This is a genomic window from Halalkalibaculum roseum (genome assembly GCF_011059145.1).
In the GTDB taxonomy this organism is placed as follows: domain Bacteria; phylum Bacteroidota; class Rhodothermia; order Balneolales; family Balneolaceae; genus Halalkalibaculum; species Halalkalibaculum roseum.
On record NZ_JAALLT010000001.1, the window covers coordinates 750086 to 766418 of the forward strand.

Below are 16333 nucleotides of genomic sequence, written 5' to 3' on the forward strand. Positions count from 1 at the left end.
AGTTGCTGTTTTATCATTATCATTGCTTGATCCTGTCTATTATGCAATAATTAGTACATGGTAAAGTCAATAGTTGCAGAAAAATCATCTGACTGAGACGACGAGCTTACTATAGTTTTGACATCGAAGGTGTACTTGCCTGGAGACCAGTTATTCGGGTAAGGCCATCCCCAGCAGGCAGAATGGTCGCTAAATTCGGAATTTGCCGGTATCCAACTATCGGCTTTATTTTTGGTTACTTGGTTACCTGCTTGATCAAAGAGTTGGAAGGTAAAATCTAAATTACGATTAGTGTCATAACTGGGATGTTCCAAGGTGATTTCCCAGCAAATAAATCTACTATCATAATGGGAGAATAAATCACTATAATTACGGCGAATTGAACCCTCAGGTGTAATTCCCGCCCCCTTCTCATATATCCAAGTACTTCTAAGTTTAAGAGATGCTATTGGGGCTTCTTTGTAGTCTGCTTTTTTTTCGGCTATCAACTCTTCGATTGAAAAATTATCAACCACGTGTCCTTCTGGTTTTTCGGATGTTACTTCATGGGAATTGTTTCCTGTAAAAGCAACATACGTAATGAAATAGACTAGCGATAGTAATGCCGTTTTAACCCAAATCATGATGTAGATGATTAATGATTTTTGATAGCCAGTTATTTTGCTGACTTTATACAGAATGAATTTACATCCTGTCATACTCTCTTTGTTAAGATTCCTTAACAAACATTAATATTTTCTAATGTAAATGTCAAAAGGAATTTTGTTTAGATATTTCTCTTTTAGAAACAACTACTTATTAACTGTAAATTAACAACAATATCGCGGATTAGAACTGTTTCATCTAACGGATATTTCATTTGATATCGATTTTTAATCGGTAAATAGTAGTGCCAAATACAGAAATGAGGTCACATGAAGGGAAATGGCAAAAAGGTACTGATAGTAGAAGATGATTTGCTCATATCAATGCTGGAGCAAAGAATGTTAACAAATCTAGGTTTCAAAATATCGGAAACGGTTACAAGCGGCGAAGAGGCTGTTGATGTTTTTGGGAATCAGCATATTGATTTAATCATTATGGATATCGCTCTGGAAGGAAAGTTGGATGGCGTTGAAGCAAGTCAACAGGTTAGGAAATCCGAACCTTCGGTACCAATAATATTTATATCGGGTAATATTAAGCAATATGAAGACGAGATTAGCAAGCTATCCAGCCCGATAATTAAAATTTCAAAGCCTTTCACTTCGCAGGACCTATCAGAGGCAGTTGATCAAATATTCAGCTAATTTTATTTGCCAATCAGTAGTTTATTTAGAGATAATTACAGTAATTGATTCTGATTTTGATTCCCCAGCCGTAGTCTGAACATGGGTTTGGATTACAAGAAAGTAATAATGGATTTACCGTTCTTATTTTAAAGTAATAAGTCTTAATCGACTAAGATTATAAATTAGAATGCGATCCTCTTGTATTCGGTTCGAACCGTAATCTTAGGTGAAATCCACCTTTGGTATCAAGTTCGTAATCACCGCCAAGTTGGTTAATCAGCGTTTTCATGATAACCATACCCGTAGACCTTGCCGTTTCTAAATTAAAGGGTTCTTCAAAACCTTTGCCATTATCCTTGTAATCAAGCTGGCATTTGTCTTCCAAGAATGTAATGGTAATCTCTATTTTCCCCTTTTCCTCGAAGGCATATTTCATGCTGTTGGTCATTAATTCATTGAGCAGTAGACCGAGGGGAACGGCGCTGTTAATATTAAGCTCCCTTCGGGTAATATCGGTCTCAATGCGTATATCAAGTCCGCGGGGCATGATGGATTTTTTTAAATCTTGTGACAGCGTATTTATATAATTATGCAGGTTTACGGAACTTAAGTCTTCGGTACCGTAAATCAGCTCATGAACTCTTGCTATAGACTGTATGCGGCTACGGCTTCGCTGAATAGGCAGTGCTATCTTTTCATCACCATCGTTTAAATCAAATAGCTCTAGCTCTAACATACCCGAAATGATGGCAAGATTATTTTTTACCCGGTGATGCACTTCTTTGATTAGTACTTCATTCCTTTTTTGAGATTTTACCCTCTCCGTTATATTGATTCCATTTCCGAGAATATACTTGTCGCCGTTTTGTTCCATTAGCGATCCGTTAATGAAAAATTGATATTTTTCACCACCTGCAACCATAACGGTTTCTATTTCGGCATACCCTGTGGCTAGCACTTCCTGAATCTTCGCGGCAATGTCATCTTGCACTTCGGGAGCTATCAAGTCATAAGGGCTAATATTCTGCAAATCCTCCTCGGATATACCAAAAAATTCATAGGCATTTTTATTCAATAGTTCGAATTCCAGATCTCTATTCATCAAATAAAATAGGCCGGGCATGCTATCTAGTATTTGCCTGGAGAACTGAACCTGGTTTTGCAGGTTATCTTTAATCTTCTTTTCCTCGGTAACATCTTCGAGCATGACTAGAATAGAGTCCACCTCACCTTTTGCATCCAAAAAGGGGCTTGCGTGGATTCTTGCAGGAAAAATCGTACCGTCTTTCTTCATGCGTTCAGCTTCTGCACCCTGTACTTTTTTCCCGGCCTGTATCTTTTTGAGTAATTGCTTATAAGAATCTACTTGGCCTACGGTGTTGACATGTGGTAATGTACTGCCCAGCGCCTCCTTTTTGGTAAAGCCCAACACCTTTTCCGCAGCTTCGTTCCACAGGCCAGTTACCTTACCATCACTTGACTCGATAAATATAGGCATGGGGGCAATTTCAATGAGGGAATGCAGCCTTTCATCTGCAGTCTTCTTTTCGGTCTCATCAATAATGTGCGCTACAAAAACACATTTGCCTTTATACTCACCACTTCTGATATAAACACTCACCGGATAGTTGCTTTCATCAGCTCGTGTATGTATTGTTTCGAATTCGACTACTTCTTTTTCACCATCCTTGAGAGGTTTGATTAACTTTAGGAAATATTCCCCTGAAAAGTCAGTTTTAAGATCTAACGGTGACATCGAGTTCAATTCCTCGAGCGTATATCCAAGGTTATTGATGGCAGCTTCATTGACGTATAGAAATTGTAGGTTCTCCTGGTCAAAAATGTAGATCTCACTAACGCTCTGCTCTATCAGGTGATAGAGACCTTCGCGCTCTGCTTTAGCCTCTTCTTGTTCGGTTACATCTATCTTTAAGGTATCCCAAAGCACCGTGCCATCTTCCTGCAGCTGGGGTTTGCCTCTCCCTTGGATCCACTTACGTTTCCCACTGGGGGTCTCAATACGATATTTATGGTCCCAAAAAGTTAAGTGTTTGGCCGACTGTTGTATTGACTCTTTTAAGTTTTGCTTGTCCTCCTCTATGACCTGCTTCCATAGCTTATCCGTGGAGACCCTAACCTCCTCGGCAGTTAGCTCATGCAAACTTTCAACGGCTCCGTTTACGTAAATCAACTCATCACTACCATCCGGGTAAATCTTATACTCCTGAAACATACCGTCGACATTACGTAGTATTTCCTTGAGTTTGTTTTCGCTTGCTTTCAGCTCATTCTCCGCTATTTTACGTTCGGTAATGTCGGATACGACCCCGTGTAGATCGGTAACGTTGCCATTGTTATCCGTAATTGGCAATCCTTCTACATGTAAAAACTTTGTGTTTCCCTTAGGTGTTACCATTTTGATGTCAAAACGGTAGGGTATGCCTTCCTGTACAGCTTCTTCTACCGCTTTCTTGTGGAATTCTTTCTCGTCCGGGTAGTGCTCCATAACTTCTTCATAAGAGGGTACTCCCTGGTCTTTATCGCGTTCGTAAATTTCGTACATGTTATCTGACCAGAAGACCTCCCCGGTTGCAACATTAAAATCCCAGTAGCCCAGTTTGCCAATGTGATGTGCCTCTCGGAGCCGTTCTTCACTACGCAACAGCTCCAGCTCCGCGTTCTTTCGTTCGGTAACATCTTCCTGGATGGCGATGAATTGCGCTAGCTGCCCCTGATCATTAAGCACCGGAGTGATGTTTAAATTAATCCAGTATTTCTCTCCATTTTTCCTGTAGTTTAAGACCTCTTCAGTGAAGGGAACTTCTTTTTTTAGTTTTTCTGAAATTAGCTTTTTTGTTTCCAAGTTGGTTTCCGGACCATGCAGCAATTCACTGGGATTCCTGCCCACGGATTCTTCAAAACTGTAGCCCGTCATAGTTGTGTAAGCCTTATTGACCCAGTCAATCTTTTTATGTTTGTCGGTAATGATCACCCCATTCTGGGTGTGGCTGGCCACCATCGATAATTTCTTGAGTTCCTGCTCGGACTCAACTTTATCTGTAATGTCAACCATCGTACCCGATATCTTCAAGGTTTTTCCGTGTGCTACAATAGGTTTACCGGTAATATTTACTATTTTTTTCTGGTTGGACGGGGTGCGGAGGACTACCTCTATATCGTATGGCTGTTGATATTCGATGGCATTTCCCATCGATTGATGAATTAACTGTTGGGACGACTCATCAAATTTCTCGATGAACTTGTCCGCAGAAATATTCATCTGGCGTGGGGAAAGTTCGTAGATTTGGCCCGCCATAGGAGTATGATAGGTCTCCCCGGAAATGACATCATATTCCCATCCTGAAACCCCCGATATTTCTTCCACCTGCCTGCGAAGCCGTGATACTTGTTGCTCCTTGGTGATATCTCTTACTAAAGAAAGAGCATATTTTGTGTCATTGTCTAGTTGTAGCAAGCTCAAAGTAGAGTGAACACTTCGTAGGACTTGATCCTTACATTGCAGCAGCCAGTTACCGGATAGGGTTGCGTTTTCCTGGAAAACCAACTCCATTTTATCCTGCACGTTTTGGTGGCTTTCGGAAAGATTGAGCTCTAAGGCGCTCATGCCCATTAGTTCTTCTTCAGTAAACCCTGATAACTCCGCAAAAGAATCATTAACCATCGTATAGTTTAATGACTCATCAATAATGGCAATTCCTATCTCCCCGGTATTAAAGATGGCCTTAAAAAATTGGTCTTTTTGTTGTTGTAGTCGGGCTTCAAAAAGTCCGGCCAATAGCCGATAAACAACCGTGGGAAGGCGGTCTAAATTATCTTTCATTACATAATCATGGATCCCAATTTTAATAGCCCCTGCTGCCTTCTTTTCGCCTATGTAACCGGAAATCAACACGAAGGGAATGTATCTCAAGTCTTCTTTGGTGATCTCATAAGCCTCTATACCATTAATATCAGGCAAGTTATAATCTGAAATAATCAAGTCCGGGGTGACTTCTTTTAAGGCTTGTAGGTACTGCGCTTTGTTGGTGGCAACAGTTACTGAAATACTCTGCTCGACCTTTTGGAGATGTAATTGAATGAGCTCAGCGTCACTAGAATCATCTTCGAGCAATACTATTTGATAAGAGTTAGCCATATGAGTTATAAGATTTTAAAGGTATAGAAACCGAAATAAAGAAAAAGTAATAGCCTATAACTCTACATGCTAAACTCCCGAAAACTTTATCTTGATAGCAGTCAACCCTTCATATTTCGAGTCATTTTGTGTGGTTCATTTTTATTTAATGATGTGAATAAAAATGTACTCTTAATACAAGTATTTTATACAAGTTATATTTTTCACATTAAAATCCAATTTTAAGACATCCAACTCTTTAAACTTTAGGTTTTTTTAATGTTCATGAACTTAAATGAGAAAGGGAACCCTGTTTAAAAGATACCGCTATAGATAGGCAGATATTGCGGTATCTGAAGTTGAGAAAAGCTTAAGAGCTGTCACACTCAAAAGCATAAGAGATTTAGCATTGGAGGAAATGTGGTAGAAAAGAGTAACCCTTTGTAATACTGTGCGGCACTCTTGCATGTCCTTTTTTAGCAAATCACCAAAACCTTCTTCTTAGCAGGATTTTTTGGCTTCGTTCTACGCCTAAGTGTTTGAACGATCTTTTCACACTCACGCCTTTTGGCTTCTTGTAGCAACTCCTGATAATCGTCAATCATGAGTTCCAGGTGCAAATTGGGATAATCACTGAAATCGAGTTCTTCGCTCATAATGATAGATTTTGTGTAGATGATACACTTGTAATATAATCGGTATATTAAAAAATCCTAATAAAGATTAGAAAATATTAATATTTAATATTTGTAAAAAGAAAAAAGTGTATTTAGATCAATTGAGAGGCTTTAATCAAAAATAAATATTTAATTTTGTAACCTTTATGTACTAGTATCGTCCCACTATCAGAACATTAAGAAATTCTAATGAAATTAATGTTTTCGGGTACAAACATATTTAACTCAATAGAGAGGTATTATGGGACGTGCAATGCTAATAATTGTATCAGGGGTGATGGTAGCGATGGGTTCATGGAATATAAGCTCAATGAACCAGGCTGGTATGCTAACCAAAAGTAACGCCGGGTATGCCGAGTTTGTGAATGCCAAAAATACGGCTCATATGGCCATACAGATGGCCATGCAAAAGATGAATGATGACTCGACCTGGGCATCAACTCATGATGCTGACAATCCATGGATGGGCAGTATTAATGGAAATTCGTTTTTGTTATATACAGAATATATTCATGACAGCCCGGACTTTTGGTCACCGGATACCGTTAGACTGTATTCTACCTCCCAGTTGGAAAACTCGTCGTTGCCTGTTGAGATTGTAAGTGTTTATGAGATAAACTCTTTTGATTATATCCCTGATTTTAAATCACCATTGACTATCGCAACTACTAATTTCAGCTACTCATCCGGTGGAAGTTCCAGTATCAATGGATTTGATGATTCCGGAACTGGTTGCACGGATAAACCAGGAATAACCGTGATGGATAGCTATTCCAAAGCTTTAATAGAAAACCATACTGCTAATGATTTGACGGGTGATCCGCCCGTTAAAACCGATTCCCTGCTTTCCTATCAGCCTACCGATGACTTGATTAAACGTCTGGAAGGAATGGAGTACACAAAAAACATTTCCGGCACATATAAAGGCGATTTGGGAACCAAAAATAATCCGGGGGTATTTTTCGTCGAAGATCAAGCTAGGTTAACGGGAGGCATCTCAGAAGGGTATGGTATTTTAGTAATACGTTCTGGAGGGGAAATGGCATATGAAGATAGTTCAGGAGTGGAACTGGATGTAGCCGGAAACTTTGAATTTAATGGGTTGGTAATATTTGAGAATGCCTATGACTTTGACGGGACCGGAACACCAACGATTAGGGGGTCGGCTCTGGTTGGTAACACCCCGACTTTTGATCGTATTATTGATATCAATATTTCCGGTAATCTTAGCCTGCAATACGATTGTACCGCAAAAAGTTATGCCCAAAAAGCTGCTGCTTTGGCGGTCAAACAGAACAAATACAAATTGGTAGCCACCTTTGATTAACTACTATATGAGCTATGGCGCCTTATTTACTACCAACCAATAAATACCCATATTGTTAACAACATTCATAAAATCCTGAAAATCAACGGGTTTACGCACATAGCTGTTTGCGCCGAAATCATAGCCTTTTACAATATCTTCTTCTTCCTGTGAGGAGGTAAGTATCACAACCGGGACTCGTTTTATGTTATCCTGGCTTTTGATTTTTCTTAACACCTCGTGGCCATTCACTTTAGGCAGCATAAGATCAAGTAAAATCAGTTCGGGGAGCCCAAATTTTTCTACGCCATTTGAATCTTTCCCGAGAAGGAAGTTGATGGCTTCTTCTCCATCTTCAACGACTTTAATCTCATTGGCAAAATTATTTTTCTTAAATGCCAATTTAGTCAGTTCAATGTCATCAGGATTGTCTTCGATCAATAATATGTAACTGTTTTTATTGCTCATACTGCTCATGACTATATTTGAAATTAAAATAAAATGTGGCGCCGCTGCCGAGTTCACTTTCTGCCCAGATGGTGCCGCCGTGCATGGTAATGATTTGTTTTACAGTAGTCAGGCCTATACCTGTACCGGGGTACTGTTTCTGCGCATGAAGTCTTTGAAAAGCTTTAAAAAGCTTATCCGAATAAGCCGTATCAAATCCAACACCATTATCTTTAATAAAATAGTGTGTCCCTGATTCGGTTGTCTGCGTGCCAAAACTAATTTCCGGAGAGTCTACTTTCGAAGTGAATTTTAAGGCGTTCGAAAGCAAATTATTTATCAAAACATGTGTAAGTCCCGGATCTGCGACCCCTGTTACCTGTTCTTGTACGTTTAAGATTACTTTTGAATAGTCTCCGTAGTTTAACAATTTCGAGAATTCCTCTTTTACAATCTCACTTAAATTAATTTCCTTAACTTCAATTTTTGTCCTTGAAGTGCGAGATAATTTGAGCAGGGAATCGATAATATCACCCATATCCTGCGTGCCCTGTCGTATCCTTTTAAGATAATGTCCGCCCGTCTCATCCAAATGTGATGCATATTCATCCAAGAGTTCCTTACTGAAACCGTCAATCCTGCGCAGGGGAGCTCGAAGGTCGTGAGAAACTGAATACAGGAAATTTTTTAGATCTTCACTGGCCGCTTCGAATTGTGCGCTTTTTTGATTGATAAGATAGTTCAACTCTTTATTGCTTTCTTTCAGCTCAAAAAACACTTCTGAAATTTTCTTTTTGTCCGTTGGCACATTTGAGGAGATTGTTGAAGTCTTATCAGAATGCAGGGTAACAAGTACCGATTCAACCGCATTCTGATCATCGCTTATTGGAATAAAGCGAAGCTGCCTAAAAGCCTGGTGGCCATTTTTAGCTTTTTTGATCTGACATTGGATCCCGTGAGCTTTCTGCTGCTGATTTTCTTCCAATACCTTTTGAAGTGTTTCTCTTAAAAGTGGTATCTGCTCATCGGGTTTCTGAAGTACTGCCGGAAGGTGGTTTTGGAAAAACAACATATCAGATAACTCTTCACGAATAATTCCGGTAGTCTCTAGGTAAGCTTCATTAGCATCTTCTATCGCATAATCGTTGCTGACCGGACGTAGAACAAGTGACGCTATGGGTAAATATCGAAATACACTTCTGTAATTGTTATTCTCTGACATTGAGGGCTCTGTAAACGATAATTACTCTGGACAGCCTTTATGTTGTCACCAATTTATAAAATAAAGAATAAAGGCACATTAATAATACCTCATTTTAATATTGGTATACTACTGTCGGGTAAAGCTTATATTGTTAATCATAAATCTTGGGATTTATAAATAGCGTAATTAAAAGCCAACTTAGTACGTTTATCAGGTTATCCGGCTATAAATAGTGGTCGGATTTTTATATATGATTTTGTAACCATCAAGACTTTCAATAGTCTAAAAAACAAATAGAACGATAGTAAGTTTGGCATGACTTACTGCAGATATGCCCCAGGTGTTTAGATGATTCGCCTGGACTTTTTTATATAGTCATGTCCCCCACACTTAAAATGGGCAAAACCCTTACAGAAACATGTTTCTTAATGTTGTACAATTCTGCATGAATCCACAGAAGGTGAAACTACCAGAGGGCTGGAATAAGCTTATTACCCCTGATCTGTATTCCTACAAAGATTTTATTATTAGAAAAATAAATCACTTAGGGGGAAGGGTTGAATTAATTACCTATGACTTCACCGGTAATCGGTGTAGCGTTGTGAGTAGTGAGCTTGTTACTAGCCTAAAGAAAATGGAGCAACAGCTTAGACAATACTAATGTAACCATACATGCTTAGGATAGTCATATCCCCTGAGAGCGAGATTTCCTCGCGAATGAACTATTCCATTTCCTCGGCTCCTTGATTGGGGTCGGGGTTTTTTATTTAAAAATATCCTAATTCCAATTTTTGAAGAGTTTCATTTACTTTCACTCAAGCAAAAGAAACCTGACTAGTTTCAATGACTAACATATAAATATCATCATGGACAACTAACGCAATAACAGGAGTGAAGGTGAAAATCTATACAAAGACCAAATCAGAAAAGATGACCTCAAGCCTTTATCGGTATCATTACAAGATATGATTCCCAACTATCAAGAATTGATTAAAGAGCATGAGAACAACTATGAGCGCAGTTAGATAAGTAATCGTACTGTTTATACACACAAGTAAGGGTGAGAGCTTACTTTACATTAGCCCTGGCCCTTTGATTGGGGTCAGGGTATTTTTATGCTTAGTACTTCTCTTATTACCCATTGCAGAATAATATAAAATTGTATTAAGGAAAACGCTTTCAACGGTCCTATCAAGATACCAGTTGATATAGAGTACACCCTCAGTGCTGTCCTTGCCGGGGGGATTATTTTACAAAGGTGACTTAAAAAATTATTTCACCTTCAAGAGAGGTTGAGTGAGCTGCAGGCACTAGCTTTTTGGAGTCACTACTTGTAGCCTATGAGGCATATCAGAGGTTTGAGTTTTACTGCTTGATCCGGCGATTATTTTCTGTGTAACCTGAAATGGGATCGCCCAATAGGACACCTCAAAAATTTTTAGAAAAAATATTTCAGATCCGGATTCTGTCTGATTTATTTAGTGAGCCTCTGAATGGCTATATCCACGCTTAGTTTATCTGACTTCCTACCACCCACCGCTTTAAAGGTACCCATTCCGGTAAGATGAGGTTTGAAATTTTAATGGTTTTTTTGACAAGGGATATAACCGACATCCCGACAGGTTTCCGAAAAATTTTTAAGTAAAACGGTATTGAGTAAAGTTTCCTACTAAGTTTTTACCAAAGATGTCGTGTCTGTCGCATTGGCTTGTCAGGAGTGTATATAACCTGTCAGGTGGATGCTAGTTTTATGTTAGCAGCCTTAACTACTTGGATGTTACCCGGAAACCAGATAATATCCATGATCCACTTAGTAGCATGTTATATGGTTTTATATTGTCCTACCTATAACATTGAATATGTAATTCTTTAAAGCAAGTTGATGTTCTGAGGGTATTTTGATATGAAATCGGTTTTATTATTACTCTGACCATATTTTATAGTATCAACCATAAATCTTTATATGAAGCAAGGATAACGTAAACAGCGTTGGTGATATGCCAATGTTGTTAACAATTATGAGAGGGAGCAGAAAAAGTGAAACAGATGATCATCGAAAAAATAAAATTGTTCAGAAAAGAACTCCATAGATTTCCTGAGCTGTCGGGGCAAGAGACAGAAACAGCTGGACGGATTAAGAAATTCATTGAAAAACACCATTATACCAAAATCATTGAAAATATTGGAGGAAATGGATTAGCGGTTATTTATGAGTTTTCAAATAGCGGTCCCACTATTGTAATCCGCTGCGAATTGGATGCACTTCCCATTGAAGAAGTAAATGATTTTGAGCACCGTTCTTTAAACAATGGTATAGCCCACAAATGTGGCCACGATGGTCATATGGCCATTGTGGCTGGACTGGTCTTTTGGTTAAAACAACAGGATTTTAAGAAAGGAAAAGTGATCTTACTTTTTCAACCCGCTGAAGAAACAGGTGCCGGTGCACCTGATGTTTTAAACGATGATAGGTTTATTGAAATACATCCGGATTTTATATTTGCATTGCATAATATTCCTTGTCAGCCGCTCCATTCTATTATTACACTTAACGATAATTTTTCTTCTACTGTCCAGAGTGTATCTATCCATTTAAAAGGTAAAGAGTCGCATTCTGCTGAGCCCGAGCATGGAGTGAATCCGGCATTGTGCATTGCTGAGCTTATACAAAAATTTGATAAATTAAATATTAATGATCCTGCTAAAGAAGATTTCAGGCTATGTGTGCCAATTTATTCCAAGATGGGAGTGAAGTCCTATGGTATTTCTGCAGGTTTTGGCGAGATACATTACACGTTAAGAACCAAAAGTATAGAGAAAATGGAAAGGCTAAAGCAGGACCTGGACGGCATTCTATTGGAAGTTTGTTCAAAATACAAATTACCTCAAACAGTAAAATGGTTCGATTATTTTCCTGCCGTAGTTAATGACGGGTACTGTAACCAAGTTATTATGGATACGGCAAAAGCCTGTAATTATGAAGTAATAGAGAAAAGCTCAGCTTTTAAATTTGGAGAAGATTTTGGCTGGTTTTCTGAAAAATACAAGGCAGCGATGTTTGGCATAGGAGCCGGATTAGAATCCCCGGCCCTGCATCAAGCTAATTATGACTTCCCTGATGAAATCATAGAGACGGGTATGACTATGTTCAATGGAATAATTAAAAGGGTATTAACGCAATAAAGAACAGCAAAATGAAAAATAGAAAACAAGGAACAAATGCGGTATGGGGAGGACAAAGCAAATTATTTTATCAAGGAGCAACCCAGGTTCCTATCGTAAACAGTGTAACATTTGGATATGACAATGTAGATGATTGGTTTGACGTGGCCATTGGGAAAAAAGAAGGATACATCTATAGTAGAAACACCAATCCAACTGTAGCAGTTTTCGAAGAAAAAGTAAGAGTTCTTGAAAATGCCGAAGCAGCTACCAGCTTTTCAACGGGAATGGCCGCAATAAGTAATACCTTGTCAACTTTTTTATCAAAAGAAGATAGAGTTGTTTCTATCAAAGACACGTATGGTGGTACAAGTATTATATTTTTAGAATTTCTTCCTAAAAATGGAATTGAGGTAAGCCTTTGTGAGACCACAAATCATGAAGAAATTGAAGCCGAAGTACAAAAGGGCTGTAAAATACTTTACTTGGAAACTCCTACTAATCCAACCTTAAAAATACTGGATTTAAAAAGACTCATTAAATCGGCACACGAAGTAGGGGCATTGGTTATTGTAGACAATACATTCGCTACTCCTATCAACCAACATCCTCTGGAGCTTGGCGCTGATCTGGTTTTGCACAGCGCTACAAAATATCTGGGAGGTCATTCAGATGCAATGGGAGGAGTAGTCTGCGGTAATAAGGATTTAATACAACAAATATTCCATTACCGGGAAATCAACGGAGCCAGCTTGCATGCAAATACGGCCTATATGTTATTGAGGGGCATTCAAACGTTGGAATTAAGAGTTTTGCGGCAAAATGAAAATGCCTTTAAGCTGGCAGAACATCTGGAAAAACATAAAAAAGTTGAACAGGTCTTTTATCCAGGACTGGCATCACATCCCGGACACAAAATCGCATCGGGGCAAATGACAGGGTTTGGAGGAGTATTGGCGTTTTCTGTTAAAGGAGATTTCGACAAGGTAAAAGCATTTCTGAATAGTCTGGAACTGGCTCATTTAGCCGCAAGTCTGGGTTCAGTAAGCACCTTGATCGGTCCTCCAAAAGTAACAAGTCATGTTGAAACTACAGTTGAAGAACGAAAACAGTTGGGTATTCCTGAAAACTTAATACGCTGTGCGATGGGGATAGAAAATATTGAAGATATTATTGCTGATTTTGATCAAGCACTTTTAAAAATCTAATAATGAATGCAATTGAAAAATTGAAAACATAACTGTTTACAATACACAATATAAAATAGTTTGCTTTCAGATTGGATTCTTTCTCTGTAGCTAAGTTATGCCTGCTTTATAGCATATAATTAAGTTTAATATCCAGAGACTGTGAAAGCTGCTAGAACTTCTGAAGTTACTTTATACAAATCTTATTCTTGTCATTTTGGGGTTTATGGCTATATTGCTGAAAATAATTCATTAATAGCCAATTTTTCACTTCTTCCGCCGCCCCCGCAAACAATTAATGGAACAGAATATAGTCCGTACCAACATCTCCTTATACTGATACTCACAGCAGTGTACTTCACCAAGCGCATTGTTGAAGCGAATATTGAAGAAACCGTTATAGAATCGGATTCAATCTCAGAAGCGAGGAAATCCTAACGGTAAACAAAAATACTTTTACCATCATGATAGAAAAGCTCTTTATCACTCTTATGATCTTCATATGGCCTGTTCTTGGATTCGCATCTCAGGCTTCAGACCTGTTTATGAAGAACCCGGTCGATACCGCGTTGATTGCTCAATCCATTGATCAAGCTCACCGGTTCTACAATGAGTCTGAGGCAGATAGCAGTTTGCTTTATGCGACTCAGGCACTAAGCTTATCAAAACAATTGCTCCATTCTCAGGCAGCTACAGCAGATGAGGAGGAATTAGGCAGAATTCAGACTTTAACTATTGAAAGCTATGCAATCTTCGCAAAGGCATACAGAACTTTTGACATAAAGGGTGCTGAGGATACACTATTCGCGGCAATGAAATACTTTCAAAAGATTGATGATTCTGAAAAGGGGGCAATTTATTCAGAGTTGGGAGATACCTATACACAAATGGGACAGGATGTGAAAGCGCTTAATTATAGCAATAAGGCGTTAGAGTCGTTTGAGGCTTCCGGTGATCAGTACAGCTATATGCACCAACTCACGAGTACAGGGCTGATTTTGCGAAATTTGGGCAACTATGGTGAATCACTAGAATATTTTATTGAATCACTTAATTCCGGTCGGCAACTAAATGACAGCACGGCTATTGTCGAATCGCTGCTTGCTATGGGTTTTGTTTATATGTACGTGGAAAAGTGGAGTGACGCAATTGATAGTCAGAAGGAGGCACTTAAACTATATCAGGTAGCTGATAACCAGTGGGGGATTGCACGTATTCACAACGACATGGGAGTAACCTACTATCGGAAAGGCGATATAGATTCTTCGCTAGTGCATCACCGGAAGGCATTGGCGATGCGTCTCGAGTTAAATAATAGTTACGACACGTTTTCGAGCTACAGCTACATTGCAGATATACTGGCCGATCAGGGCGATATTGTCGGTGCTATTGAGTTCTACGATAAAGCCCTTACATATGGTGATCAAATTGCTTTCAAGACAGAAATAGTGGCTGCTAATTTGAGACAAGGGTATAACTACTTAATGTTATCTGATCTCGAAGATGCAAAGAAAAAATTCAACATAGCTTTAGAATTAAGTACTGAGGTAGGAGATACAACGGGAATGTCGAGAGCCCGTATGGGCCTGGCACAAGTGGCTATGTCAAAAGATGATTATAAAAATGCCATTGACCACCTCCTGCTTGCCGAACAAACAGCTCCGGAATCAAATCTGCGAATCAGGGAAAGCTTGTACCGTGAGATTGCGGAAACCTACTACAATCTCGGTGACTACAAAAAGGCTTACACGAACAGCCTGATCTTTTCGGAAGTGAAAGATTCTGCGCTAGCAGCTGAAAACCTTTCACAGATTAGCCGGATGACAAGTCTTATGGAGTTCGAAAATGAAATGGCGCTTAAGAGAGAGAACAATGAGAAAATGCTGGCCATTAAGCAGGCTGAGATTAACGAGGGAAAATTTATTCGAAATATCTTTCTGGGCGGGATGATATTTGCCGTCATCTTGGTCGGGATTACTTTTTTCAGGTTTATAGAAAAGAAAAAACTAAGCAACAAACTCAACGACACGGTGAAAAATTTACAGTCAGCGCAAAGACAGCTGATTCATTCGGAAAAAATGGCGTCCTTGGGTGAACTTACCGCCGGAATTGCCCATGAAATCAAGAATCCTTTGAATTTTGTCAATAATTTCGCGGAAGTAAGTGAAGAGATGGTCGATGAAGCGGCTGAAGAGTTGGCAGAAGGGAATAGTGAAGAGGTTGGAGCGATATTGACAGGCATCCGGATTAACCTCGGAAAAATCAATCATCACGGCAAGCGCGCGGATTCAATTATCAAAGGCATGCTGCAGCATGCCCGTGGCGGATCGGGTAAAATGGAGCCGACAGATGTGAATGCCCTGATAAAAGAATTCACCAACTTAGCATTTCACGGAATGCGCGCCGGGAAAGATCCGATGGATGTGGATATCGAGCTGGAATTGGATGAGAAGGTTAGAGAGGTTGACTTAATTGCCGAAGACTTTAGTAGGGTGATCGTAAATTTGTGTAATAATGCGTTTGATGCGATGAGGGAAAAACAGAATTCAGAATTGAGTATTCAAAATTCAGAAGAATTTAGTCCAAAACTGTGTGTCCGAACTCGATTATCGGATTCAGAGAGTATCGTTATTGAGATCGAAGATAACGGACCGGGTATTCCGGATGAAATAAAGAATAACATTATGCAGCCTTTCTTCACAACTAAGAAAGGGGCACAAGGAACTGGTCTTGGACTGAGTATCACCAATGATATAATTAATGCTCATGGTGGAAGTCTGGACGTTGAATCAGAGCCAGGAAAGACAGTCTTTAAAATAATACTTAATGTTTAAAAGAAAGACTTATTCTCCCATTTAACCATTCATCAAAAAAAGTATAAGCCCTTAGAATGGACGGATGTAAAGGTTTTATGGTCTAATTGCTGGCAGATACAGTCTATATA

At 39.1% G+C, this 16333-nt stretch carries 10 protein-coding genes; 5 read left to right on the plus strand and 5 right to left on the minus strand.

Annotation, left to right across the window (positions count from 1 at the left end; translation table 11 throughout):
- Positions 1-50: 50 nt before the first annotated feature.
- On the minus strand, positions 51-623 hold the full coding sequence (locus G3570_RS03080) for a hypothetical protein (protein ID WP_249066615.1): 573 nt from the start codon (positions 621-623) through the stop codon (positions 51-53).
- Positions 624-914: 291 nt separating this feature from the next.
- Between G3570_RS03080 and G3570_RS03085 the strand changes: the two genes are divergently transcribed.
- Positions 915-1289 (plus strand): response regulator, encoded by a 375-nt coding sequence (locus tag G3570_RS03085; RefSeq protein ID WP_165139046.1) that lies wholly within the window; start codon positions 915-917, stop codon positions 1287-1289.
- Between the two features lie 157 nt (positions 1290-1446).
- On the opposite strand, the gene G3570_RS03090 is transcribed toward G3570_RS03085, so the two are convergent.
- Together G3570_RS03090 and G3570_RS03095 are read right to left on the minus strand one after the other, a co-directional pair.
- The gene (locus G3570_RS03090; RefSeq protein ID WP_165139048.1) at positions 1447-5427 is read right to left on the minus strand and encodes a PAS domain S-box protein; all 3981 of its coding nucleotides are present in this window, start codon (positions 5425-5427) and stop codon (positions 1447-1449) included.
- 455 nt (positions 5428-5882) lie between these two features.
- Entirely contained in the window at positions 5883-6062 is a 180-nt protein-coding gene (locus G3570_RS03095) for a hypothetical protein (protein ID WP_165139050.1), read from the minus strand.
- Between the two features lie 262 nt (positions 6063-6324).
- Between G3570_RS03095 and G3570_RS03100 the strand changes: the two genes are divergently transcribed.
- A complete protein-coding gene (locus tag G3570_RS03100) occupies positions 6325-7410 on the plus strand; it encodes a hypothetical protein (RefSeq protein WP_165139052.1) in 1086 nt (361 codons plus the stop codon).
- A 12-nt stretch (positions 7411-7422) separates the two neighbouring features.
- On the opposite strand, the gene G3570_RS03105 is transcribed toward G3570_RS03100, so the two are convergent.
- Together G3570_RS03105 and G3570_RS03110 are read right to left on the minus strand one after the other, a co-directional pair.
- Positions 7423-7857 carry a response regulator gene (locus G3570_RS03105; protein WP_165139054.1) on the minus strand — a complete coding sequence of 145 codons (435 nt, stop codon included), beginning with the start codon at positions 7855-7857 and terminating at the stop codon, positions 7423-7425.
- A complete protein-coding gene (locus tag G3570_RS03110; RefSeq protein WP_165139056.1) occupies positions 7847-9058 on the minus strand; it encodes a sensor histidine kinase in 1212 nt (403 codons plus the stop codon). Before G3570_RS03110 ends, G3570_RS03105 begins: the two co-directional genes overlap by 11 nt.
- Before the next feature lie 2028 nt (positions 9059-11086).
- Between G3570_RS03110 and G3570_RS03115 the strand changes: the two genes are divergently transcribed.
- The 3 genes from G3570_RS03115 to G3570_RS03125 all read left to right on the plus strand — a co-directional run bounded on the left by G3570_RS03115 (position 11087) and on the right by G3570_RS03125 (position 16223).
- Complete coding sequence (locus G3570_RS03115) at positions 11087-12223, plus strand: amidohydrolase (RefSeq protein WP_165139058.1); 1137 nt, start codon at positions 11087-11089, stop codon at positions 12221-12223.
- Positions 12224-12234: 11 nt separating this feature from the next.
- The gene (locus G3570_RS03120; protein WP_165139060.1) at positions 12235-13410 is read left to right on the plus strand and encodes a cystathionine gamma-synthase family protein; all 1176 of its coding nucleotides are present in this window, start codon (positions 12235-12237) and stop codon (positions 13408-13410) included.
- A gap of 443 nt (positions 13411-13853) precedes the next feature.
- Positions 13854-16223, plus strand: a complete 2370-nt coding sequence (locus tag G3570_RS03125; RefSeq protein WP_165139062.1) for a tetratricopeptide repeat protein — start codon at positions 13854-13856, stop codon at positions 16221-16223.
- The last annotated feature ends 110 nt before the right edge of the window (positions 16224-16333 follow it).

Bases quoted from the DNA above. Each gene is read 5' to 3' on its own strand.
- G3570_RS03080 (WP_249066615.1), bottom strand. From the start codon at position 623: ATGATTTGGGTTAAAACGGCATTACTATCGCTAGTCTATTTCATTACG.
- G3570_RS03085 (WP_165139046.1), top strand. From the start codon at position 915: ATGAAGGGAAATGGCAAAAAGGTACTGATAGTAGAAGATGATTTGCTC.
- G3570_RS03090 (WP_165139048.1), bottom strand. From the start codon at position 5,427: ATGGCTAACTCTTATCAAATAGTATTGCTCGAAGATGATTCTAGTGAC.
- G3570_RS03095 (WP_165139050.1), bottom strand. From the start codon at position 6,062: ATGAGCGAAGAACTCGATTTCAGTGATTATCCCAATTTGCACCTGGAA.
- G3570_RS03100 (WP_165139052.1), top strand. From the start codon at position 6,325: ATGGGACGTGCAATGCTAATAATTGTATCAGGGGTGATGGTAGCGATG.
- G3570_RS03105 (WP_165139054.1), bottom strand. From the start codon at position 7,857: ATGAGCAATAAAAACAGTTACATATTATTGATCGAAGACAATCCTGAT.
- G3570_RS03110 (WP_165139056.1), bottom strand. From the start codon at position 9,058: ATGTCAGAGAATAACAATTACAGAAGTGTATTTCGATATTTACCCATA.
- G3570_RS03115 (WP_165139058.1), top strand. From the start codon at position 11,087: ATGATCATCGAAAAAATAAAATTGTTCAGAAAAGAACTCCATAGATTT.
- G3570_RS03120 (WP_165139060.1), top strand. From the start codon at position 12,235: ATGAAAAATAGAAAACAAGGAACAAATGCGGTATGGGGAGGACAAAGC.
- G3570_RS03125 (WP_165139062.1), top strand. From the start codon at position 13,854: ATGATAGAAAAGCTCTTTATCACTCTTATGATCTTCATATGGCCTGTT.